At 72.6% G+C, this 20,341-nt stretch carries 22 protein-coding genes and 9 pseudogenes; 16 read left to right on the forward strand and 15 right to left on the reverse strand.

Annotated elements, in window-relative coordinates:
• From FF86_RS58245 to FF86_RS26485, 3 genes and pseudogenes are all read right to left on the reverse strand, one after another.
• Positions 1 to 342, reverse strand: a pseudogene (locus FF86_RS58245) (allophanate hydrolase); the annotation flags it as partial.
• Between the two features lie 15 nt (positions 343 to 357).
• On the reverse strand, positions 358 to 1,185 hold the full coding sequence (locus FF86_RS26480) for a cysteine hydrolase family protein (RefSeq protein ID WP_082122237.1): 828 nt from the start codon (positions 1,183 to 1,185) through the stop codon (positions 358 to 360).
• A 65-nt stretch (positions 1,186 to 1,250) separates the two neighbouring features.
• The coding region (locus FF86_RS26485; RefSeq protein WP_255355932.1) for a GntR family transcriptional regulator at positions 1,251 to 1,939 on the reverse strand (689 nt) is incomplete at its 5' end.
• Between the two features lie 452 nt (positions 1,940 to 2,391).
• On the opposite strand from FF86_RS26485, the gene FF86_RS26490 reads away from it, so the two are divergent.
• Positions 2,392 to 3,081: an alpha/beta fold hydrolase gene (locus tag FF86_RS26490; RefSeq protein ID WP_255355933.1), complete on the forward strand. Its 690-nt coding sequence runs from the start codon at positions 2,392 to 2,394 to the stop codon at positions 3,079 to 3,081.
• Between the two features lie 156 nt (positions 3,082 to 3,237).
• Here FF86_RS26490 and FF86_RS35035 read toward each other — a convergent pair whose 3' ends face one another.
• Both FF86_RS35035 and FF86_RS26495 read right to left on the reverse strand, forming a co-directional pair.
• Complete coding sequence (locus FF86_RS35035; protein ID WP_009741885.1) at positions 3,238 to 3,381, reverse strand: hypothetical protein; 144 nt, start codon at positions 3,379 to 3,381, stop codon at positions 3,238 to 3,240.
• Positions 3,382 to 3,643: 262 nt separating this feature from the next.
• A complete protein-coding gene (locus FF86_RS26495; protein ID WP_044887853.1) occupies positions 3,644 to 3,943 on the reverse strand; it encodes a hypothetical protein in 300 nt (99 codons plus the stop codon).
• A 78-nt stretch (positions 3,944 to 4,021) separates the two neighbouring features.
• On the opposite strand from FF86_RS26495, the gene FF86_RS26500 reads away from it, so the two are divergent.
• Entirely contained in the window at positions 4,022 to 4,252 is a 231-nt protein-coding gene (locus FF86_RS26500) for a hypothetical protein (RefSeq protein WP_173402713.1), read from the forward strand.
• A gap of 616 nt (positions 4,253 to 4,868) precedes the next feature.
• Here the strand turns inward: FF86_RS26500 and FF86_RS68510 are convergent.
• The 3 genes and pseudogenes from FF86_RS68510 to FF86_RS26510 all read right to left on the reverse strand — a co-directional run.
• Complete coding sequence (locus FF86_RS68510; RefSeq protein ID WP_082122238.1) at positions 4,869 to 5,240, reverse strand: FmdB family zinc ribbon protein; 372 nt, start codon at positions 5,238 to 5,240, stop codon at positions 4,869 to 4,871.
• Positions 5,241 to 5,284: 44 nt separating this feature from the next.
• A partial coding sequence (locus FF86_RS58260) for a 5-formyltetrahydrofolate cyclo-ligase (protein ID WP_304438186.1) occupies positions 5,285 to 5,499 on the reverse strand: 215 nt, incomplete at its 5' end.
• 1 nt (position 5,500) lies between these two features.
• Positions 5,501 to 6,031, reverse strand: a pseudogene (locus tag FF86_RS26510) (5-formyltetrahydrofolate cyclo-ligase); the annotation flags it as partial.
• A gap of 385 nt (positions 6,032 to 6,416) precedes the next feature.
• Between FF86_RS26510 and galU the strand changes: the two are divergent.
• The 6 genes and pseudogenes from galU to FF86_RS26535 all read left to right on the forward strand — a co-directional run.
• Positions 6,417 to 7,316: UTP--glucose-1-phosphate uridylyltransferase GalU (gene galU, locus FF86_RS26515; RefSeq protein ID WP_242419669.1), on the forward strand; the 900-nt coding region annotated here is incomplete at its 3' end.
• A 307-nt stretch (positions 7,317 to 7,623) separates the two neighbouring features.
• A partial coding sequence (glp, locus tag FF86_RS26520; protein ID WP_242419670.1) for a gephyrin-like molybdotransferase Glp occupies positions 7,624 to 8,908 on the forward strand: 1,285 nt, incomplete at its 3' end.
• 49 nt (positions 8,909 to 8,957) lie between these two features.
• Positions 8,958 to 9,488 carry a cyclic pyranopterin monophosphate synthase MoaC gene (moaC, locus tag FF86_RS26525; protein ID WP_044887857.1) on the forward strand — a complete coding sequence of 177 codons (531 nt, stop codon included), beginning with the start codon at positions 8,958 to 8,960 and terminating at the stop codon, positions 9,486 to 9,488.
• A complete protein-coding gene (locus FF86_RS26530) occupies positions 9,485 to 10,021 on the forward strand; it encodes a molybdenum cofactor biosynthesis protein B (RefSeq protein WP_044887877.1) in 537 nt (178 codons plus the stop codon). The genes moaC and FF86_RS26530 overlap by 4 nt, the downstream gene beginning before the upstream one ends.
• Positions 10,022 to 10,027: 6 nt before the next feature.
• Positions 10,028 to 10,242 (forward strand): annotated as a pseudogene (locus FF86_RS58265) (alanine acetyltransferase); the annotation flags it as partial.
• 1 nt (position 10,243) lies between these two features.
• Positions 10,244 to 10,663 (forward strand): annotated as a pseudogene (locus FF86_RS26535) (GNAT family N-acetyltransferase); the annotation flags it as partial.
• Between the two features lie 402 nt (positions 10,664 to 11,065).
• Here the strand turns inward: FF86_RS26535 and FF86_RS35040 are convergent.
• Entirely contained in the window at positions 11,066 to 11,212 is a 147-nt protein-coding gene (locus FF86_RS35040) for a hypothetical protein (protein WP_199865824.1), read from the reverse strand.
• A 21-nt stretch (positions 11,213 to 11,233) separates the two neighbouring features.
• On the opposite strand from FF86_RS35040, the pseudogene FF86_RS36495 reads away from it, so the two are divergent.
• Both FF86_RS36495 and FF86_RS68515 read left to right on the forward strand, forming a co-directional pair.
• Positions 11,234 to 11,998 (forward strand): annotated as a pseudogene (locus FF86_RS36495) (hypothetical protein); the annotation flags it as partial.
• A gap of 12 nt (positions 11,999 to 12,010) precedes the next feature.
• Positions 12,011 to 12,970 carry a hypothetical protein gene (locus tag FF86_RS68515; RefSeq protein WP_396230108.1) on the forward strand — a complete coding sequence of 320 codons (960 nt, stop codon included), beginning with the start codon at positions 12,011 to 12,013 and terminating at the stop codon, positions 12,968 to 12,970.
• 47 nt (positions 12,971 to 13,017) lie between these two features.
• Here the strand turns inward: FF86_RS68515 and FF86_RS26550 are convergent, their stop codons facing one another.
• Together FF86_RS26550 and FF86_RS26555 are read right to left on the reverse strand one after the other, a co-directional pair.
• Entirely contained in the window at positions 13,018 to 13,719 is a 702-nt protein-coding gene (locus FF86_RS26550; protein WP_044887860.1) for a cyclase family protein, read from the reverse strand.
• Positions 13,720 to 13,825: 106 nt separating this feature from the next.
• The gene (locus FF86_RS26555; RefSeq protein ID WP_044887861.1) at positions 13,826 to 14,122 is read right to left on the reverse strand and encodes a YiaA/YiaB family inner membrane protein; all 297 of its coding nucleotides are present in this window, start codon (positions 14,120 to 14,122) and stop codon (positions 13,826 to 13,828) included.
• Positions 14,123 to 14,236: 114 nt separating this feature from the next.
• Here FF86_RS26555 and macS point away from each other — a divergent pair, with 114 nt between their 5' ends.
• From macS to FF86_RS26570, 3 genes are all read left to right on the forward strand, one after another.
• Positions 14,237 to 15,418 (forward strand): MacS family sensor histidine kinase, encoded by a 1,182-nt coding sequence (macS, locus tag FF86_RS26560; protein WP_236705450.1) that lies wholly within the window; start codon positions 14,237 to 14,239, stop codon positions 15,416 to 15,418.
• Complete coding sequence (locus FF86_RS26565; RefSeq protein WP_044887863.1) at positions 15,405 to 16,148, forward strand: response regulator transcription factor; 744 nt, start codon at positions 15,405 to 15,407, stop codon at positions 16,146 to 16,148. Before macS ends, FF86_RS26565 begins: the two co-directional genes overlap by 14 nt.
• A gap of 149 nt (positions 16,149 to 16,297) precedes the next feature.
• The gene (locus FF86_RS26570; protein ID WP_044887864.1) at positions 16,298 to 16,846 is read left to right on the forward strand and encodes a YbaK/EbsC family protein; all 549 of its coding nucleotides are present in this window, start codon (positions 16,298 to 16,300) and stop codon (positions 16,844 to 16,846) included.
• Between the two features lie 124 nt (positions 16,847 to 16,970).
• On the opposite strand, the gene FF86_RS26575 is transcribed toward FF86_RS26570, so the two are convergent.
• From FF86_RS26575 to FF86_RS68520, 4 genes and pseudogenes are all read right to left on the reverse strand, one after another.
• Positions 16,971 to 17,243, reverse strand: a complete 273-nt coding sequence (locus FF86_RS26575) for an acyl carrier protein (protein ID WP_044887865.1) — start codon at positions 17,241 to 17,243, stop codon at positions 16,971 to 16,973.
• A 122-nt stretch (positions 17,244 to 17,365) separates the two neighbouring features.
• Positions 17,366 to 17,655 (reverse strand): annotated as a pseudogene (locus tag FF86_RS58270) (ferritin-like domain-containing protein); the annotation flags it as partial.
• A 1-nt stretch (position 17,656) separates the two neighbouring features.
• A pseudogene (locus FF86_RS58275) lies at positions 17,657 to 18,039 on the reverse strand (ferritin-like domain-containing protein); the annotation flags it as partial.
• A 1-nt stretch (position 18,040) separates the two neighbouring features.
• Positions 18,041 to 18,178: pseudogene (locus FF86_RS68520) on the reverse strand (ferritin-like domain-containing protein); the annotation flags it as partial.
• 342 nt (positions 18,179 to 18,520) lie between these two features.
• On the opposite strand from FF86_RS68520, the gene FF86_RS64405 reads away from it, so the two are divergent.
• The 3 genes and pseudogenes from FF86_RS64405 to FF86_RS68525 form a co-directional block, all read left to right on the forward strand.
• Positions 18,521 to 18,648, forward strand: a 128-nt coding sequence (locus FF86_RS64405) for a DUF6629 family protein (RefSeq protein ID WP_313954386.1), incomplete at its 3' end; no start/stop codon positions are given.
• A gap of 1 nt (position 18,649) precedes the next feature.
• Positions 18,650 to 19,180, forward strand: a pseudogene (locus FF86_RS64410) (DUF6629 family protein); the annotation flags it as partial.
• Between the two features lie 155 nt (positions 19,181 to 19,335).
• Positions 19,336 to 19,422: DUF397 domain-containing protein (locus FF86_RS68525; protein WP_396230109.1), on the forward strand; the 87-nt coding region annotated here is incomplete at its 3' end.
• Positions 19,423 to 20,341 lie beyond the last annotated feature (919 nt).

A 20,341-nucleotide genomic window follows, 5' to 3' on the forward strand; every position in this document is an offset into this window, starting at 1 on the left:
CAGTGCCTGCGACCGGGGGAATCTCGAAATCCACACCGCGTCGTCCCCACGGGCCTCGATCCGGTCGTAGACGGCGGCGATCACCTCGGTCACCCGCAGCCGACCGCTGCGATACCCCGCCTGCAGCACCGCGGCCTGCAGGTTCGGGGTCTGCAGGTTCGGGGTCTGCAGACCCGGCGCTTGCAGGTTCGGGGGCTGCAGAGTGGGGGCCTGCAGGTTCGGGGCCTGCCGGTCAGGGGCGGCGCTGGTCGGATCGGGGTGGGTCTGGGCAGGTACGGGCTCGGCGGTGGGTGGCGGCGGGGCCGTACTGGTCGGATCAGGGGAGGGCGCGTCGATGACCATGGAGCGGGACGAGGTTCAGACCGCGGCGGTGGCCGCGGTGGCCGCAATGACCGCCGTACGCACCGCGTCCGAGGTGGCCACCGATCCGAAGACGCCACCCTGCATCGTCACCATGTGCAACGCGGCCGCGTGGTTGCTGGGATCCGTGGCCCCGGTGCAGTCGGACAGCAGCAGGCACTCGTACCCGCGGTCGTTGGCGTCCCGCATCGTCGTGTGGACGCACACGTCGGTGGTGATGCCGGTGAGAATGATGTGGGTGACGCCGTGCCGACGCAGCACGAGGTCCAGGTCGGTCGCGTAGAAGGAGCCCTTGCCCGGCTTGTCGATCACGATCTCGCCCGGCAGCGGCGCGACCTCGGGCACGATCTCCCAGCCGGGCTCGCCACGGGTGAGAATCCGCCCGCGCGGGCCCCGATCCCCGATGCCCGCGCCGATCTGCTTCGAGCGCCACAGCTTGTTCGGCGGGCAGTCCGACAGGTCCGGCCGATGCCCCTCCCGGGTGTGCACGATGAGAAAGCCCAACGGGCGCAGCGCGGCCAGCAGCGCCGCAGTCGGGGCGAGGCCGGCGCGGGTCAGCCCGAGGTCGTAGCCCATCGCGTCCACGTAGCCGCCCGGACCGCAGAAGTCGACCTGCCAGTCGATGTTGATGACGGCGGTCGTCGCCGGGCTGAACGATCCGTCGTAGGGCCAGGCGTAGGGGTTCGCAACGACAGGCCCGATCCGCAGGTCCCCGGCGGCGGCCAGCCGGTCCGGGTTCGGCAGGGGCGGCCCGGCCGTGACGGCGGGCCGAGTCGCGCCGGTGGGGGCTGAGGTTGCGGTGGGGGCTGAGGTTGCGGTGGTCATGACGGTCCTCCTGGGGCGAGCCGACGATGATCGGTCGTGCTGGTGGGCGTCCGCCGGCTCCGCGGTCAGCTCCTGATCCCCGAGGCGCGGCTGCGGTTCAGCACCATCTGGGTGATCGCCCGGGCCGCCCGCTTCTCGACGACGTCCATGGACTCGCCGACGTGCTGGCGCAGGGCGACGACGCTGCCCTCAAGATCGCCCGCGAGCACCCTCTCGACGATCCCGAGATGCTGGCTGATCGTCAGATGAACCCGGTCGGCGGTGACGAAGTCGTGCATCCGAACGGGGCGGATCCGAGCATTTATTGCGTCCAACATGTGGGCGAGTTCCGCGTTTCCCGACGCGCGGCTGAGGGTGATATGGAAATCCTCGTCCAGGGCGACGAATGCGGGATCGGGAGCAGGCTGATCGTCGCGCAGGGCGCGCCAGGCGTCCCGCAACGGCTCCAACACCGCCGGATCGTGCGCGGTGCCGGACTCCACCGCGCGCTGCAGCCCGCGCAGCTCCAGCGTGACCCGGATCTCGTAGAGGTCGCGCAGGGCGCCGAGGTCGGGCTCGGCCGGGTAGTAGCCGCCGTCCGGTCGCTTCTCCACCAGGCCGTCGCCGGCCAGCCGGGTCAGGGCCTCCCGGACGGGGGTGCGCGAGACTCCGAGCAGGGCCGCGAGACGTTCCTCGGCAAGCCGGTCCCGAAAGGAGAACTCTCCGGACATCAGCCGTCGACGCAGTGCAACGTATGCCTGGTCGCGAAGGTTGCNGGCGGCGGTGGACCTCGGGGTCGGCGACGGAGTCATACAGCCGAGCATCCGACATCGACGTCGACGGTGCGCCACCCCCCTCGGTCGGGCCGCCGCCCGGCAGCGGTCGGTGCCCGTCCCCGGCCGGCCGCCGGAGGTGATCGTGACGGGATTTTCGTCCCTGTTGCATACTGCGCTGTATACAGAGCCGTGTACATGCATTGGACGGTAAGGATTCGAATGTTTCCGATCAATGCGCTCGTTGTTACTTTCCTGCGACGAGGATTGCGGACGCGTTAACGGCCGTCCGTGGACGGTTCGGTCGACGGGCGAGACGGAGGCTGACGCGGTGGTGGACGTCGGGACGATGCGTGGGACGGGGGAGGCCGGGGTGCCGGAGACGGGGGCGGCCGGGGCGGCCGGGGTGGCCGGGGTGGCCGGGGTGGCCNGGGTGGTGCCACCCGTCGTGCTCGTGCACGGCACGGCGACGACCGGGGCGGTGTGGCGGCACGTGCGTCGAGAGCTCGGCGACCGGCCGGTGCAGGCCCCGGACCGGCCGTCCACCGGGAACCTGGCCGCAGAGCTGGCGGCGCTGCGGCCGCTGCTCGACGGCGCCGTCTACGGCGGGGTGAGCGGCGGTGCGACGCTGGGGTTGGCGATCCTTGCCGCCGGCGTGCCCCTGGCGGGTGCCGTGCTGCACGAGCCGGCCGTGGGGTCGCTGCTGCCCGGGCTGCTCGCGCCGATGGCCGCCGCGTTCGCGCAGGGCGGCGTGGTCCCCTTCGCCCGGGCGCTGTACGGGCCCGCGTGGAGTCCCGCCGACGCGCCGGCCGACCCGGACGCCGTCGTTCGGGACCTGGCGATGTTCCTGGACTTCGAGCCGCCGCCCCTGCCGGCGCGGACCTGTCCGACGATCATCACTGTAGGGGCGGACTCGCCGCCCGTGCGCCATCGTGCCGCGCTGCTCCTGCGCGAGAAGCTGGGACTGACGGTCCGTGTCGTGCCCGGCTGCGGACACGCCGCACACCTGGAGGCGCCGGCCGCCTTCGCCCGCCTGCTCGAGGGCGTCCACCTCGGCCCCGCGGCCAGCTCGGCGCCGGCTTCCCGCGGGCAATCCGGCTCCGACCACGGATTGCACGTGCCGGGGACGGGGACAACGCAGTAAACCGTGTCATGGCACCCGCAATTCGCCTGACCTGGCGCGGGTGCCGGCACGGCGCTCAGGCTTACCTACCGGTAGACGTATTGCGCCGGGAAAGCTGGCCGAGCGCGGCGCTTTCCACCTCGTGGCCCGTGGGGTGGCCGGCGGTGTCGCCGCCGATCAGCGCTCGACGTGGTGCGGCGGAAGATCGGCGAGGAGTCGCTCGATGTCCGGATCGTCTTCCTCGGACAATGACTCGTCGCCCCATCCGATCTCCCGTTCGTCGTCGAACGAGTCGTCGTCGCGCGGCTCGGTGGCGCCCATGATCTTCCCCTCGTGTGGCGCGGACTGTTCGTTGCCGCGGTCCCGGTCCGGCGATCGCGGCCGGGGCGGCAGGTCGGTGGTGAATCGATTGCCGACGGGATGGGACCGCGTCCCGCGGACTGGTTAGACGCGAGTGCGTTGTTCGCCCCGGCGCCCGGGCCGGTCACGCGCCGGGTCGGCCACTGCAATGCTGCCACCGGGGGCGCGGGGCCCGGATCCGGGCGGGATGGTGGCCACCCGGATCCGGGCCGCGCGCCGACGGTCAATCTACGCCGCCGAAACCATCGCGGGCGGGTGGCGGCGTGGTCAGGGCGTGCCCGATCACCTCGACGACGAGTCGGAGGGTGGCCCGGCTGCCCGCCAGGAAAGCGTCCGTCTCCCGTTGGGACCAGGCGGAAGCGACGATCCCGGGCTCCGGCATCCGGACGCCCAGGACCGCCCGGATGGACGCTCGGTAGCGGCTCACCGTGATCGGCGGATCCCCGATCGGATCCTCGTCGTAGTCCTCGTCGCGGTCTAACAGCGCCCCGACCTCATCGGCGCGGCGTGGCGTGGGGGGCATCGGTTTCCTCCTCCGTCAATTTGCTACGCAGCAAAATAGACCCTAGCGAGGTTCTTGGGGAAGAGCAAAGTGGTTACGATGTTCCGCGTGGACGACGGTGAGCAGTTGGTCGGCATCGGGGACATCGCGTTCCAACTCAAGATCACTCGCCAGGCGGTGGACTACTGGACGCGCAAGGACTCCCGGTTTCCGGCACCCTTGCAGGTCATCAACGCGCCGACGGGTAGTGGTGCCAAAGGCACCCGAGTTTGGCGCAAGCGAGAGGTAGACGCCTGGATCGTGGAGCACTATCGCCGCCGCAAACAGTAGGCGGTGTGTCTGGTACGACGGCGCGGGCGCGTGACCCGATCCGGAGTCGATCCGGATCGGCGGCGGGCGCCGTCGTCGGCCTCGTCGGCGTGTGCCGTCCGGAGGCGAACGGAAATTCCTGGCAGCCGTGCTGAATCGCACTAACAGCGCATTTCGGGGAGCTGTACGAAACGGAACGTCCGCTCCCATCCCGGTTCATCGGTGCGCGGTGCTCCGACCTGAGCGGAGCGCCGGTCGCCGGTCACCGGTCACCACCGTGGGGAAGGCCGGCTGGGCAGGCACGGGACGCCCGTCTGCGTGGCACCCGTCTGCGTGGCACCCGTCCGGCCTCTGCCCGACCGCGGTNCTGCGACCGTCGCAACCCGTCGCACGGCCTCGTCGGAGCCGGCATCGGTCATGGTGCCGCCCCGTCCTGGCCTCATCGCGTCCGGAGCGCGTCCGGAGCGAGTCCGGAGCGAGTCCGGAGCGAGTCCGGAGCGCGTCCGGGACGCCTGGGGCGGTGCGGTACGCGGTCCATCGGGGCGTGCAGGGCCGTCGCTACCCCGAGCATGCCGAAGGCGTCCGGGACGACGAGCGCCCGGACGCCTTCGGCAGACGGTGAACGTGCTTTGGTCGGTCAGGCCGCCGCGGTGCTGGAGGCCGTGCTCGACGTCGAGGGCGCCGACGAGGACGAGCCGCTGCTCGCCGTGGCGGCCGAGGACGACTCGGAGCTGGACGACGAGTCGTTCCCACCGGTGGAGCTGGTGGCGGTGGCGCTCGCGGCGTCCGCGGTGTCCTTCGGGCGGTGCTGCGTGGAACCGCCGGAGGAGCTTGACCGGCTGTCGTTCTTGTAGAAGCCGCTGCCCTTGAACACCACGCCCACCGAACCGAACACTTTACGAAGTCGTCCGGCGCAGGTCGGGCACTCCGTCAGTGACGCGTCGCTGAAGCTTTGCACGACTTCAAGGTCACGTCCGCAGTCGGTGCAGCGGTACTGGTAGGTAGGCACGTACTCCTCCCGGAGCTGGCACTCAGAAGTGGCGACTGCCAACTTTAGCTCGTGGACGGCCTCGGATGTTCCCGGGTGCCGTCAGTCGGTTCGCACCGTAGCGTACGACTTGGCGTGACGACGATCTTCACGCTGCGATCGTGCTCCTCCGTGGGGACGAGATCGAGCAGCTCCTGGTCGTACAGCACGGCGATCACGGGGACATCGGGCCCGACCCGGCGCAGTGCGCGGTCGTACGAGCCGCCGCCCCGGCCGAGCCNCCGTCCCGCCCGATCGACGGCGAGCGCCGGGATGATCACGGCGTCGGCTGCGGAAAGATCCCCCGGGGGTGCCGCCGCGGGTGGCTCCCGGGTGCCCAGGGCGCCCGGGATCAGCGTGCCGGCGTACTCGCGGAAGTCGAGGTCGAGATCGGCGCGCACCACCGGCAGCAACACCCGGGTGCCGCGGGCGAGCAGCCGGGCCAGCAGGTCGGCGAGATCGGGCTCGCCGGGCAGCCCCACGTACGCCGCGACGCACCGGGCGTCGGCGACCTCGGGGATCTGGAGGATCCGCGTCGCCAGCACCGCCGTGTCCGCCGGCGACCAGGGCTCGTGACACAGGGCCAGGGAGGTTCGTCGCTGGGCGAGCAGCCGCGCGCGTAGCCGTTGCTTGGCAGCGCCGCCCGGCGCGGCGTCACCCTCGGATCCGAGCACCGCGCCGGCCACCGGCCCCGAGGGCGGCCGAGCCGGCGGCCCGGCGGCGGGCGTCTCCCGCGGATCATCGGGTGGTAGGTGTCTTCCCTGCACGTGCACAGCCTCCCGCAGGTCGGCGCCGCAGGGGCGGTTGCCGGGGTCCCTGGCCTCGGATGATGCCGTGGAGATGCGCAGCGGAGCAGGTCACCGGCCCGCGCGGCCACGGCGGGTCACACCCGCGGCCGCGGTCGGGGCGCGGTCGGGCCGCGGGCGGGGGGCTCCACGGCCCGCGGACGGGGCGCGCGGGGCGCAGCGGGTGGGTCGTGCGGGCCGTGGGAGCCGTGGGCGGGAGGTGGGTGGGATGGGCGCGCGGCGCGTGGGGCTGGCGAGGTCGTGGCCGTGCCGGTGGCGCCCCGCAGACGGCCGGGTACCGCCCGAGCTGTGCATCGCCCGTGAAGGCGGCCGTCGCGGTGCCCGTGCACTTCGACCCGGCTAAGGTTTCCCCATGCCAGTGACGAAGGCGGTTATTCCGGCCGCGGGTCTGGGCACTCGCTTCCTGCCGGCCACGAAGGCGGTGCCCAAGGAGATGCTGCCGGTTGTCGACAGGCCGGCTATCGAATACGTCGTCGAGGAGGCCTCTCGGGTCGGCCTGCGCGACGTCCTCCTTGTCACCAGCCGCACCAAGAAGGCGATCGAGGACCATTTCGATCGAGAGGCGGACATCGAGGCCGCGCTGGAGCGCAAGGGCGACGAGACCCGCCTGCGCCGGGTCCGCGCGTCGGCGGAGCTGGCCGAGGTGCACTCGGTCCGCCAGCCCTCGCCGCGGGGGCTCGGTCACGCCGTCCTGTGCGCAGCCGCGCACGTGGGCGACGAGCCCTTCGCCGTCCTGCTCGGTGACGATCTCATCGATGAGCGTGACCCACTGCTGGCGGAGATGCTCGCGGTGCAGGCCCGCTTCGGCGGTAGCGTCATCGCGCTGATGGAGGTCCCGCAGGAGCAGGTCTCGATGTACGGCGTCGCCACCGTGGAGTCCGTCCCCACCGGGCCGGACGACCGGTACGGGATCGTGCGCATCCTGGACCTGGTGGAGAAACCGCCGGTTGCGGAGGCGCCGAGCAACCTGGCGATCATCGGCCGCTACGTCCTGGCTCCGGAGATCTTCGAGGTGCTGCGGCACACCGAACCCGGGCGGGGCGGGGAGATCCAGATCACCGACGCGCTGCGGACGCTGGCGCTGCACGCGGCGGCCGGGGGCGCCGATGCCCAGCCGGTGCACGGCGTGGTGTTCACGGGCCGGCGCTACGACACCGGGGACCGGGTCGACTATCTCAAGGCGGTCATCCGGCTGGCCTGCGAGCGGGCCGATCTGGGCCCCGATCTCTATCCGTGGCTCGAGGAGTACGTCNCCGCCGGCGGACCCAAGGGAAATTTGTCCTAATTAGCGGGTTTTCTCCAATCATCATCCCCCTGATTGACCTGGTTGCATTCGTCTAACCTTGACGCTTCCGGCGTGGGCAGGAACGCTCCCGGGATCGGCCCGGCGCGATCGGCGCGCAGGTCGGGCGTGGAGCGGCGGCCGTCGACGGGTGCGTGGCGCCCGCCCGGCCGCCGATGCAGGGAAGGTGTCCGGGCTCCGATGGCCGTAGCCCGGACGATGCCGGCCGGGCACGCCGGGCCGGCATCAAAGGGCACAGGAACGGGGACGGGCGCCCATGACGACGGTGGATGAACACCTGGAGCGAATCCTCGCGGAGGTGGCGCCGACCCGCCCCCGGCGCGCCGGGCTGGAGCAGGCCCACGGTTGCGTGCTCGCCGCGGACGTCCGGGCGACGGTGGCCCTGCCCAGCTTCGACAACTCGGCCATGGACGGCTACGCGGTGCGGGCCGCCGACGTCGCCGCGGCCACCGAGGACGCCCCCACCGTCCTCCCCGTCGTCGGCGACATCCCGGCCGGGCCCGGCACGCCGGCGCCGCTGGAACCCGGCACGGCGGTGCGGATCATGACCGGTGCCCCGCTGCCCCGCGGCGCGGACGCCGTGGTCCAGCTCGAGTGGACCGACGGCGGCCGCGAGTCGGTCGCGGTCCGCCGGCCCGCCGCCCGCGGGCTGCACATCCGCCGCGCCGGCGAGGACGTCACCCCCGGCGCGCTGGTGCTACCGGCGGGGACGGTCATCGGCTCGGCCCAGATCGGCCTGCTCGCCGCCGTCAACGTGGCGCGCCCGCCGGTGCACCCGCGGCCCCGGGTGGCGGTGCTGTCCACGGGCACCGAGCTCGTCGAGGTCGGCTCGCGGCTCGGCGCCGGGCAGATCGTCGACTCCAACAGTCACGGCATCGCGGCCGCCGCCCGCGAGGCCGGCGCGGTCGTCCGCCGGCTCACCGGAGTGCCCGACGAGCCCGACGCCTTCGCCAAGGCCCTGCACGGGGTGCTGGGTGACGTCGACGCGGTGGTGACCACCGGCGGGGTCAGCGTCGGCGCCTACGACGTGGTCAAGGAGGTCCTCACCGGGACCGGCAGCGTGCGGTTCGACCAGGTGGCGATGCAGCCGGGCAAACCGCAGGGCTTCGGTCTGGTCGAGGGTGTGCCGATCTTCGCGTTGCCCGGCAACCCGGTCAGCGCGTTGGTCTCCTTCGAGCTGTTCGTCCGCCCGGCGCTGCGCCGGATGCGTGGGCTGACGGCCACGGGTCTGCCGCGGATCGTCGTGACGGTCGGCACGGCACTGCGTTCCCCGTCCGGCCGGCGCAGCTTCGTGCGGGTCGGCCTCGACCGTCTCGGCGAGAACGGCCGGCCCGGCCCGGCCACCGTCGCCCGCCCGGCCGGCGGCCAGGGCTCCCACCAGCTCACCTCGCTGGCCGGCGCGCAGGCGTTGCTGGTCATTCCCGAGGACGTGACGGAGGTACCGGTCGGCTCCCGACTGCCGGCACTGTTGCTCGGCGGGGACGCAGGCGCCGTTCTCTCCGGCCTGGGCTGGGCGGAGACCGACAGGTCGGACACGGACANGGGTGCGGACACGGGCGCGGGCACCGGGCCGTCGGAGCCGATCGCCCGATGACCGCGCCCCGACTCACCCACGTCGACGAGCAGGGCGCGGCCCGGATGGTCGATGTCACGGCCAAGGACGTCACCGCCCGCACGGCGACCGCCACCGGCCTGCTGCGGGTCATCCCCGAGGTGGTGGACCTGCTGCGCGGCACCGGGGTGCCCAAGGGGGACGCGCTCGGGACCGCCCGGATCGCCGGGATCATGGGCGCGAAGCGCACGCCCGACCTCGTCCCGCTCTGTCATCCCATCGCGATCTCCGGGGTCACCGTCGACCTCACGGTCCGCGACGACGGGGTGGAGATCACCGCCACCGTGCGGACGGCCGACCGGACCGGCGTCGAGATGGAGGCGCTGACCGCCGTCACCGTGGCCGCGCTGACCCTGCACGACATGGTCAAGGCGGTCGATCCCGGCGCGGAACTGACCGGCGTGCGGGTACTGACCAAGACGGGCGGGCGCCACGGCGAATGGCGCGCCGGGCCCTCCCGGGAGGCCGGGCCGGAAACCCCGACGGGCCCGGCGGAGGCGGTCCGGTGAGCCGCTCGTCGAGCCTTCCGTCGGGAGCGCGGGCCCAGGTCGTCACCGTGTCCGACCGGGCGTACGGGGGCGTCTACCCGGACCGTTCCGGCCCGCTGCTCGTCGCCGGGCTGGCCGAGCTCGGCTTCGCAGTCGGCCCGGCGCAGGTCGTCCCCGACGACCGCGAGCGGATCACGGCCGCGCTGCGGGCCGCCGTCGCCGACGGGATCGACCTGGTCGTCACCACGGGCGGGACCGGTCTTGGACCGCGGGACATCACCCCCGAGGCGACCGGGGACGTGATCGAGCGGCTGATCCCCGGGCTCGCCGAGGCGCTGCGGGCCGCGGGCCGCGACGCCGTCCCCGCGGCGGTACTCTCCCGCGGGCTCGCCGGGACCGCGGCGGCGACGCTGGTGGTGAACCTGCCGGGCTCGACGGGAGGCGTCCGCGACGGGCTGGGCGTGCTCGCTGGGGTGGTCGGACATGCCGTGGCCCAGATCCGCGGCACGGATGACCACACGGTTGTGCCCGGCGTTGCCGGGACGGCGGACTAGGGCGCCATGGTGCGGGCTCCGGGCTGGCCGGCGGTGCTGTCCGAGGGATCGGTGACGGTGCGGCCGCTGCGGCTGCGCGACGCCTCCGCGTGGGTGGAGGTGCGGCTGCGCAACGCCGACTGGCTGGCCCCGTGGGAGGCGACCCCGCCCGGTCTGGTCATGGTCCGCGAGACCTGGGCGCAGCGCCAGACCATCTCGGTGTACCGGCAGATGGTGCACCGNCTGCGTCAGCAGGCGCGGATCGGCATGGCGTTGCCGTTCGGGATCGTTTTCCACGGCCGGCTCGTCGGCCAGGTGACGGTGTCGACGATTGTCCGCGGCGCCTTCAACAGCGCGCAGGTCGGCTACTGGGTGGACAGCAATTTTGCCGGCCGGGGCATCACCCCGACCGCCCTCGCGCTCGTCGTCGACCACTGTTTCGGCCCGGTCGGCCTGCACCGCGTCGAGGCCAATGTGCGGCCCGAGAACGCCGCCAGCCAGCGGGTGCTGGCCAAGCTCGGCTTCCGCGAGGAGGGCCTGCACCGGCACTATCTCGCCATCGACGGCCACTACCGAGATCACCTCGGATTCGCGCTGACGACCGAGGACGTTCCCGAGGGGCTCGTGCGCCGCTGGCGGGAGAGCCGCCACAGCCGGCCCTGACCGCCGGGGTCGGAGCCGAGCGGACGCGCCCGGCGTCAGCGGCCGCCACCTGCCCGATCCGCGGTGGCCCGGAGCGGGACCGGGGGCCCGCGTCCGGGTTATGCCGTGAGTGGGGTGACGAGTTCCACTCCGCGCTGTGGCGGGTGTCGGCAACCGGACGCCGGCCTGTCGTTGTCACGGCGCGTTGTTCCAACACTCACGTCCGAGCGCATTCGCAGCGACCTGCTGGAGGCGCGTGCTATCCGCGAGTGCTTCCGTATGCCAAGCCGAGCCCACACGGGGGGCTCTGGGTCGGTTAGACGACGGGGGGACGACCATCGCCCATCCGATTGCGGATGCGACACGCGGGGTTCGGGTCGGTGACCACGTGGATTTCGCTCACTAGCGTCAACAGCGAAACCGCTATCCGCCGGTGTCGAGGAAGAGGCCCCGCATGGTCAGCACCTCCGCGCTCGCCGCGCTTGCCGCGCCCTGCGCGGACGGTGCGTGCTCGGCGTCCGGCGCGGGGATCGTGCCGGTTCCGCCGCCGGTCCATCGCGGGATCCACATCGGCCGGACGGCGGTGCTCCGGTGAGCGCCCTGATCTGGGCGGCGATTGTCGCGGTGTGGGGATTTGTCCTGATCCCCATGTGGCTGCGCCGCCACGACTCGGCGTCGGAGCAGCGTTCCACCGAGCGGTTCACGGTGGCGATGCGGGTGCTCTCCCGCCGCCCACCGGGCCACGACGAGGACGATCTTGATCGATTCGACGGTGACCATGAACGTCTCAGCGGGGTGAGAGGAACGGGCATGTCGCACGCGGAGTCCCCCCGTTCGCGCGATCCCAACGCCGCCGCGGAGTCTGCGCCGGCGGGCCTCTCGGCCGCGCAGGGCGAGTCCGGCGGCTGGCGCGACGCGCCGCCCGGCACGGCGCGGGACTCCTACGCGGCGCGGGTGTCCGCGCGCCCCAGCGCTCCCGGGGACTCCGACGACGCCGCGCCGTCCGATCCGGTCGGGCGGCAGCCCAGCCCCGCGCCGCCGCTGCGCCCCGCGGTGCAGTCCGGGCCCGGGATCTCGGGCGGGCCTGCGACTCCGGGTAGGCCGACGACCCTGGGCTGGCCGGGAACTCCCGGTGGGCCGGGTACTTCGGGTGGGCCTGCGACTTCGGGTGGGCCAGGTACTTCGGGTAGGCCTGCGACTTCGGGTAGGCCGGGACCTTCGGCGAGGTCCGGAGTTGCGGGCGGGCCAGCGTCGGCCGGCGACGACGGCGCGGAACGCGGCGGCGAGCGGGTCGACTCCCGCCGCACCATCGCCCTGCACCGGGTGGCCGCCGAGCGGGCGACCCTGATGCGGGTGNGCCGCCAGCGACTGACCCTGCTGGCGATGGTGTTCCCGGTGACCGTCGTGCTGGCCGCCCTGTTCGGCGGGATGTGGATCGCCGTGCAGCTTTTGACCGATCTCGGGCTCGCCGGTTACCTCGTCCACCTGCGGCGCGCCGCCCAGGTCGAGCGCCGGCTGGCGATCACCAAGGTCTCGATCGAGCGCCGGATCGAGGCCGAGCGGGTCGCCCGCCGCCGCCGTCCGGTCGGCTCGTCCTTCGCCTATCACGAGCGAAACCCAGGCGCCCAGCACGAGCGAAACCCAGGCGCCCAGCACGAGCGAAACCCAGGCGCCCAGCACGAGCGTCCCCGGCAGGGGGAGGAGCTCACCCCCGAAGAACTCGCGCACGCCCGGGCGGAGACGATCGACCTCGGCAGCCTGATGGCCGCTCAGCACGCGTATCGCGACGACGCCGGGCAGGACGAGCAGCCCGCACCGACCCGGTGGACGGGCGGCGGAGCCCATCCCGAGGACCCGGCCGCAGCCGACGAGCAGGATCCGGGCGGCTACGCTCCCGCGGCCGAGTGGGACGCCGCCGGCCCGGGCCGTCCGGCGATCGGCGGCCACGCGAAGGTCCTTCACGGCTACGCGCCGCCCGCCGGCCCCGACGTGCCCGCCGGCTACGAGGTCGCCGGGTACGACGAGGTCGCCGGCTACGAAGTCGCCGGGTACGACGAGGTCGAGGTGGACGTCGAGGTCGAGATGGAGGCGGGGGAGGTCGCGTCGGCATCCGCCGCACGCATGACCGCTCGTCCGGCGGTCCGTCCCCCCAACCGGCCGACCACCTCGCGTCCCGGCCGCGTCCAGATCAACCCGCCGGGCACCCACGGTGGGCTGATCGCGTCCCCGGAGGCTGCCTCCGCCGGCGGGGCCATGGCCGGCGATCCGGCCGGCGAGAACACCGGTGAGATCGACCCGCTGCTGCGTCGCCACGCCGTGGGGAGCTGAGCGGAGCACCGCCCCGGCACGGCGCCGAGCGGCGCTGAACCGCCCGCTCAGGGCCGGGGGCCCAGCCGGGCCACCGCGCGGGTCGGGGCGCCGTCGGCCGCGGCGAGCGGCAGGGGGAACAGGAAGATCTCGACCGTCCGTCCCTGCGCCCGGGCCCGCAGCAGGCTCGCCAGGCCGGTGAGGTTCTCGGCGATCACCGCGCCGGCGCCGCACAGCACCCGGTGCGCCGCCAGGCTGACCTCCTGGCCCGGCCCGGGGGTGCGGTCCACGCTCAGGGCGTCGATGCCGACGGTCCGCACCCCGGCGTCGACGATCGCCCGGGCCGTGTCCGGCGCCAGGTAGGGATGGCGCAGGTAATCAGGGTGCCCCCAGCGGTCCGACCAGCCGGTCACGAACAGGACGACGTCGCCGGGGCGCAGCGCCGCCGGGAGCGCGGCAGGCCCGATCGACCCCTGCGCCGCCTGCCCGCGCACGTCGACCAGCACCGCCGGGCCGGTGAAGCGGTCCAGCGGCAGCTCGTCGAGCCGGGGCAGCGCGTCGTCGATGTGCCAGGGCGCGTCGACGTGCGTGCCCGACTGCGAACCCAGGTGCACGCGTTGCACGTTGACCCCGTCCTCGGCCGCGCGCAGCGCCGGCGCCACGGCCACCTCGGGATCCCCCGGGTACACGGGCATCCCGCTGACGATCGGCACGGACAGGTCGACCAGCTCGCAGCCCTGCGTACCGCCTTCGACGGGGATGCTCGACATGGGACCTCCGGCGGTGGGGACGCCCGCGCGCGGCGGGCCGTCGCACCACCATGCCCGCCGGTCCCGGTCCCGGTCCCGGTTACCGGCTGCCGTGGCCGGCGTCGACTCAGCGATGGACCGGCGTCTTCAGCGGGTCGTAGTCCGCCAGGAGCCGCTCCAGCCGGACCTGGTCGACGCGGTTGATGACGCTGGCCGCCTCCTGCTGGTCGCGCACGCACTTGGCCAGGGTGAACGCAGAGGTCACGACGTAGAGCAGGCCGAGCCAGAGGAAGGCGCGCAGCCAGGCGTCGCCGGGCAGCCGGGCGATCGCGTACGTGACGGCGACCAGCGATACGGCGAACGACAAAGCCGCCTGGACGAAGAAGACGGTCGTGCTCCTGGCTTGCGGAGGTGGGTTCGACATGAGAATCAGTCTCGTGCCGTCCCGGCGTCCCGGCATGAGTACAGATACTCATTCCGTCCTGAGTACACCTTCTGTAACACTTGTGCGGTGGGGATCCCACGAGGACCGGCCGGCGTGCGGGGCGCGCTGTGGCGGTCCCTGACGGTCTACCGCTGGGCGTCTCTCGCCTACGCCGTCGCCCTGGTCGGCCAGACCCTCGGGCAGGCCGACCGGCCCGCGCTCGGCTTCACCCTGTTCGGTGTGATGGCGGCATGGTCGCTGGTCATGTCGGTGCTCGCGCCCGTGATCGACGGCCGCCGGCCTCGGCTGCTGGCCGGCCTCGTCGCCGCGGACGTCGCGCTGTGCGCGGCGATGGTCGTCCTGACCCTGCCGGTGGGTCCCCGCTCCGGCCACGTCCTGCCGGGGATGTGGTCGGCCGGCGGCGTCCTCGGCGCGGCGCTGTTGGGCGGCACGGCGGGCGGCCTGGTCGCCGGCCTGCTGCTGTCGATCGCGACGTTCATCGAACGCGGCGTCGTCAACGACTCCTCGATCGGCACGGCCGTGCTGTTCCTGTTGTCCGGGACGATCGTCGGATACCTGAGCCGCACGGCGCTGGTGGCGGAGACGGCGCTCGCCGACGTGCTGGCCGCGCGCGCCGGCGACGCCGAGCGGGAGCGGTTGGCCCGCCGCGTGCACGACGGCGTCCTGCAGGCGCTTGCGTTGATCTCGCGGGAGGCGCCGCGGGGCCTGCCGGCGGCGGAGGTGGCGGCGATGGCCGCCGAGCAGGAGGCGGCGCTGCGGGAGCTGCTGCGCACGCCCGCCGCCTCGCGGGTCACGGCCGGCGCCTCGCGGGTCACGGCCGGCGTGGCAGGTGGCGTGGCGGGTGTCGGGGCGCCGCGGCCAGGAAACGGGATTTCGGCGGACCTGGTCGAGCCGCTGCTGCGGCTGGCGCGACCGGCGGCGCCGGGCCGGGGCGCGGTGACGGTGGCGACGCCGGGCGCGCCGGTTCCCCTGGAGGGCGAGCGTGCGCGGGAGGTGGTCGCCGCGGTCGAGGCCACGGTGGACAACGTGGCCCGCCACGCCGGCCCCGGGGCGTCGGCCTGGGTGCTCGTCGAGGACGACGGCGACCGGGTGGTCGTCACCGTCCGCGACGACGGGGTGGGGATGGCGGCCGGGCGGATGGAACGGGCCGCCGCCGAGGGGCGGCTGGGACTCGCGGTCTCGGTGCGGGGGCGCATCCGGGAACTGGGCGGCACGGTCACCGTGACGAGCCGACCAGGGGCAGGGACGGAGGTCGAGTTGCGTGTCCCACGCTGACGGGTCGCGAGGCGGCCGGTCCGACGGGGGTGGACCGGCCCCGGACGGCTCGGCGGCCCAGGGGTCCGCGCCCTGCCGGGTGGTGGTCGTCGACGATCACCCACTGTGGCGGGAGGCCCTGAGCCGGGACCTGGACCAGGCAGGGTTCGTGGTGGTCGGCACGGCCGGCTCGGTGGCGCAGGCGCTGCGGGTGGTCGCCGCGACCCGGCCCGACCTCGTCGTCCTCGACCTGACGCTCCCGGACGGCTCGGGCGTCGAGGTGATCCGGGGCCTGCTCGGTCCGGGGGCGGCCGGTGGGTTCGGCGGCGCGGTCCTGATCGTCTCGGCCTCCGGCGAGCAGGCCGACGTCCTGGCGGCGGTCCAGGCCGGGGCGTCGGGCTATGTGGTCAAGTCGGCGCGGCCCGAGGAGCTCGTCGACGCCGTGCGGCGCACCGCCGCCGGGGCCCCCGTCTTCAGCGCGGGGCTCGCCGCGCTCGTGCTGGGGGAGATGTCGCGGGCGGCGCGCGACGTGACCGCGACGCCGTCGCCCCCCCGGCTCACGGCGCGGGAGATCGAGGTGCTGCGCCTGGTCGCGAAGGGCCTGTCGGCCCGGGACGCGGCGGCGCGCCTCGGGATCTCCCACCGCACCGTGCAGAACCACATGTACAACGTGCTGGGCAAGCTCCAGCTCCGCAACCGGGTGGAGCTGACCCGGTTCGCCGTTCGCGAGGGCTACGACGACGCGTCCTGACGTGCCGCCCGGGGGCCTCCGCCCGGCGGCCTCCGCCAGACGGCCTCCGCCAGAGGCCTCCGACCGGCGCCGCGGACCACACGCGGGGGCGCGTCGGGGCGAACGAGCCGACGGATCGAGGCCCGCGGCGGCGCCGTACGCTCGCTGCCATGACCGAGGTTCTCCAGCCGGTGCCGGCCCTGCACCGACCGGACCTGCTCGCGGCGGCGACCGCGGCGGCGCTGGCGGCCTGGCCGGACGGGGTGTCCGCGCCGCCCGTCGAGCAGGTCGAGGTGGCCGAGATCGACCCCGAGCTGGCCGACACGGCCGCGTTCTGCGCGCGCTACGGGGTCGGGCCGGCCGACTCGGCGAACTGCGTGATCGTCGCGGCCCGGCGCGGGGCCGAGACGACGCTCGCGGCGTGCGTCGTCCTCGCGACGACCCGGGCGGATGTGAACGGGCTGGTGCGGCGCCGGCTGGCCGCCCGCAAGGTGTCGTTCGCGCCGATGGACACGGCCGTCTCCCGCACCGGGATGGAGTACGGCGGCATCACCCCGGTCGGGCTGCCCGCCGACTGGCCGCTGCTGATCGACCGCGCGGTCGCCGAGCATCCCCGCGTCGTCGTCGGCTCCGGCCTGCGCCGGTCCAAGCTCTGGCTGCCCGGAGCGGCGCTCGCCGCCCTCCCCGCCGCCGAGGTTCTCGACACTCTCGGCACCTGACGTTCCTTGCCGGTCCAGCGGGACGAGTCGGACGCCGAACCCTCTGAAAGGCAAGGAAGTCTGGCGATTGGGCGGGTGAACGCGGCGGGCTAGCGGCCTGGCTGGCCGGCTGGCTGGCTCGGCGTCAGACCGTCGTCGTCTCGGCGAGCTGCGCCTGCACGATGCGGACGACGTCGTTGATCGTGGTCAGGGTGAAGACGTCCTCGTCCTCGATCTCGATGCCGTACTCGCGCTCGATCCGGGCGATCGCGAGCAGGACCTTCACCGAGTCCGTGCCCTCGACCGTCCGCAGGTTCAGATCCGCGGCGAGGGTCTCGGCGGGCAGGCGGAGCGCCCCGGCGACGATCTCGGTCACCGTGTGGACGATTTCGGCGTGGGATGACGGCGATGACGACATCGGGACTCCTCGGATCGTGCGATCTGCGGTTCGATGCGGATGAGGCGACGGGCGAGCCCCGGCCCCGGCCCCGGCCCCGCCGGCCGGCGGGGCCGGACGGTGTGCCGGCGAAGCCGGGGGCGTCACGCGATGGAGTCGGCGAGGGCCTGCCGGATGTCGGAGTTCCGGGTCAGGTCCCGGCCGATCGCGCTGCCGAGCGCGCGGCGCAGCTTGGCCTGGAGCCGGTCCTGCTCGTCCGGCGGCGAGAACCGCAGGTAGACGTCGATCACGTCATCGACGGTCTCGTAGCCCCGCATCTCCTCGACGAGCTGATGCTTGTAGACCCCGACCGGGTGGTTGAGCCGCGAACTCGTCGCGTAGAAATGGATTCGCTCCAGGACCGAGGTGAGTTCCTCGGGGTGCTGGTCGAGCCNCCGCTTCAGGTAGTACAGGAATTCGCGGGCGTGGCCGGCCTCGTCGCGGCTCGCCCGCAGGAAAAGGTCGGACAGGACGGGCTCACGCACCCAGGCGGAAAGAGCCCGGTACGCGGTGTTGACGATGATCTCGGAGATCACGTTCGTGGCCAGGGTGGCGCTCGGCGTGATGCCACGCTCGTACGGCTCGCGCAACGCCTCGATCCTGGCCTGGTCGATGTGCACGCCGACCGCCTTCAGCCAGGCCCGGAAGGCGTAGTGGTGCTGGAGCTCCTGGTAGGCCCAGACGGCCACGAAGGCCGAGCAGTCGTAGTCATCGTCGAACTCGCTGAGGAATCCGTGCAGCCCGGGCAGCGAGGTCGCCTCGCCCATGACGACACCCTNGACGAGCGAGATGTAGGCCGGGTCCACCAGGTCGCGCCGGACATTCTCCAACCCGAGCTCGGAGACCTTCCACTGAAGGCGCTCGTAATGTTGGAAAACTTCGAAACTGTGGGCCTCTTCGGGGGCTGCGGTCGGCATCTGTGAGCTCCTTCCGAGCTTCCTGCCTGGCCTTCCGGCCTCCACTCTTCATTCTCTGCCCGGCCGCGACAACCCACTACCCGGATCTCAATCGGCCCATCATGATCAGTTATCACCGGACTCGTTCGGCCGGCGCCCACCCACCGCGGCGCATGTTCTGACCGGGACCAGGAACCGGGGTGTCGTCGCAGTGTGNAGCGACGTCGAGATCCGGAAGGTGCGGGCGGCGTGTTCAGCCGGTGCGGCAGCGCGGATCTGCCCGCGACACGAGCAGCCACCACGAGATACTCGGAGGCGGCACAGGCGGCCGTGGGCCGTGGGCCGTGGGCAGGGGGAGCCGGAATGTGTTTCTCACCGGAGGCCGATGTCGTGGCCGCCGTCGTGATCGGTGGTGTCGGCGTTGACGCTGCCCGCCACGTCCGGACCGGCGCGCAGTGGCCGCTGGCCGCGTTGCCGCTCCTGTTTGCTGGNCACACGCTGGTCGAGGCGTTCGTCTGGTGGGGGCTGCGCGGTGATGTCAGTGGCAGGGTACAGACGGTGGCGACCGTGCTCTACCTGATCTTCGCCTTCCTTGTCCTGCCGGTGTATGTGCCTGTTACCGTGCTTGTACTGGAACACGTGCCGAGGCATCGACCGATCGAGATCATCACGCTTGTCGCTGGTGTGATCTGCGCGGCGGGTCTGGCGGTGGCCCTCATCTCCAAGCCCTTCACGGCACGCCCAGAGGGTCATCACATCGTCTATCACGTGCATCTGCACGCCGGGCCAGTGATCATCGCTTTGTATCTCGTCAGCACGTGTGGCGCTCTCATCGTCTCCGGACGGCGGTTCCTGCGCTGGTTCGGCGTCTTCAACCTAGCTGCGGTCGCGCTGCTGGCCTGGGTCGCAACTGAGGCCGTCACCTCGCTGTGGTGCGCCTGGGCCGCCGTCACAAGCATGGCTGTGGCGGCGTACCTCCGCTCGGCTGGCCCGGCTGATGTCGACTACGCTCCGCAATCTTAACGAACCGCCTATCGACGCCGACGCCGACGGCGTCGGCACGCGTGAACGAAGCNTCGGAGCAGCCCGGAGTCATCCTTCAGATCGTGCCGAAGCTTCTGCATACGATGCGCCTGGTTTCCGACGGATCATGGCAGTCGCACGTGAGTACATGTGACATGAATACCGACAGCGACGTCACGCCGTTGGCCTGGCGTAAGAGCAGCTACTCCGGCGGCACCGGCGGCAACTGCGTCGAGGAGCTGNCATGGTCTGCGGCCGGCCGGCACGACTCGCAGCGACGCGGTAAGCGTGTCGTCGTCCGCCAGGTAGAAGGCGAGGACGTTGCGACGGGCAGCGCCGAAATCCAAGGTCACGTCCGGATGCTCTGTCCGCAGTTGCCGCAACTCGTCGACCTTGCCGGCGAACGCTTCCGCTTCGGAAAGCCGGTCGGTGAATATCCGCTGCGCGGAGATACGGGCGCCGCCGAGGCGACGTGCCCGAATCTCTTCACCGATACCCATCTGGCCGCCCCCTCGCCTGGTTGCCAACCCCTGCGGTTCGCGTCGGGATCAGTCTTACCGGCCCGCACCGGTGACCGCCTCTGTTTCCGGGAAGTGCCCGGTGGGACTGGATGCCGAGGCGCATCGCCGCTTCGCCAACCCGGTAGCCCGTGGCCGGGTGACTGGCGGCACGCCCGAGCCTGCGGCGGGCAGACCGCAGCGACGGGCATCTTCTGTGTGGCGGATCACAGTCATTCCGTGCCGTTGGCTGCCGCCGGGTGACGCCCAGTTCCACGGACGAATGGCGGACCAATGATCAAAGGCCTTGATCGAATCTTTCCGATCAAGGCCTTGACCTGCGAGTATCTGTGGAGCTCCGAGGGTGGACCTTGAACCCCGATCTTGACCGCTACCTGCGGGAACGCCGCAAGCCCTCCAGNCGGACGGGNATGATGTAGCCGAACGATCGCCGAGCGTATAGAGGGGCTCCCCGGGGAAACCGGGGAGCCCCTCTTCGTGCTCGCGATCTCGAAGCGACCCGAGCCGATGCCGAAAGGGAAGGGCGCTAACTTTTGCAAGCAGTCTGCTAGCACTCGTCTCAGGTGATGAGTTGCGATCCTTCGTCGGGTTCGTCGGTGATCTCGGGTCGGCCGGGTCGGCCGATGTGCCGTCGGTGTTCCCG

Source organism: Frankia sp. CpI1-P (genome assembly GCF_001421075.1).
Classification (GTDB): domain Bacteria; phylum Actinomycetota; class Actinomycetes; order Frankiales; family Frankiaceae; genus Frankia; species Frankia torreyi.

Bases quoted from the DNA above. Each gene is read 5' to 3' on its own strand.
- FF86_RS26480 (WP_082122237.1), bottom strand. From the start codon at position 1,185: ATGACCACCGCAACCTCAGCCCCCACCGCAACCTCAGCCCCCACCGGC.
- FF86_RS35035 (WP_009741885.1), bottom strand. From the start codon at position 3,381: ATGGGCGCCACCGAGCCGCGCGACGACGACTCGTTCGACGACGAACGG.
- FF86_RS26495 (WP_044887853.1), bottom strand. From the start codon at position 3,943: ATGCCCCCCACGCCACGCCGCGCCGATGAGGTCGGGGCGCTGTTAGAC.
- FF86_RS26500 (WP_173402713.1), top strand. From the start codon at position 4,022: ATGTTCCGCGTGGACGACGGTGAGCAGTTGGTCGGCATCGGGGACATC.
- moaC (WP_044887857.1), top strand. From the start codon at position 8,958: ATGACCGCGCCCCGACTCACCCACGTCGACGAGCAGGGCGCGGCCCGG.
- FF86_RS35040 (WP_199865824.1), bottom strand. From the start codon at position 11,212: ATGTGGATCCCGCGATGGACCGGCGGCGGAACCGGCACGATCCCCGCG.
- FF86_RS26550 (WP_044887860.1), bottom strand. From the start codon at position 13,719: ATGTCGAGCATCCCCGTCGAAGGCGGTACGCAGGGCTGCGAGCTGGTC.
- FF86_RS26555 (WP_044887861.1), bottom strand. From the start codon at position 14,122: ATGTCGAACCCACCTCCGCAAGCCAGGAGCACGACCGTCTTCTTCGTC.
- FF86_RS26570 (WP_044887864.1), top strand. From the start codon at position 16,298: ATGACCGAGGTTCTCCAGCCGGTGCCGGCCCTGCACCGACCGGACCTG.
- FF86_RS26575 (WP_044887865.1), bottom strand. From the start codon at position 17,243: ATGTCGTCATCGCCGTCATCCCACGCCGAAATCGTCCACACGGTGACC.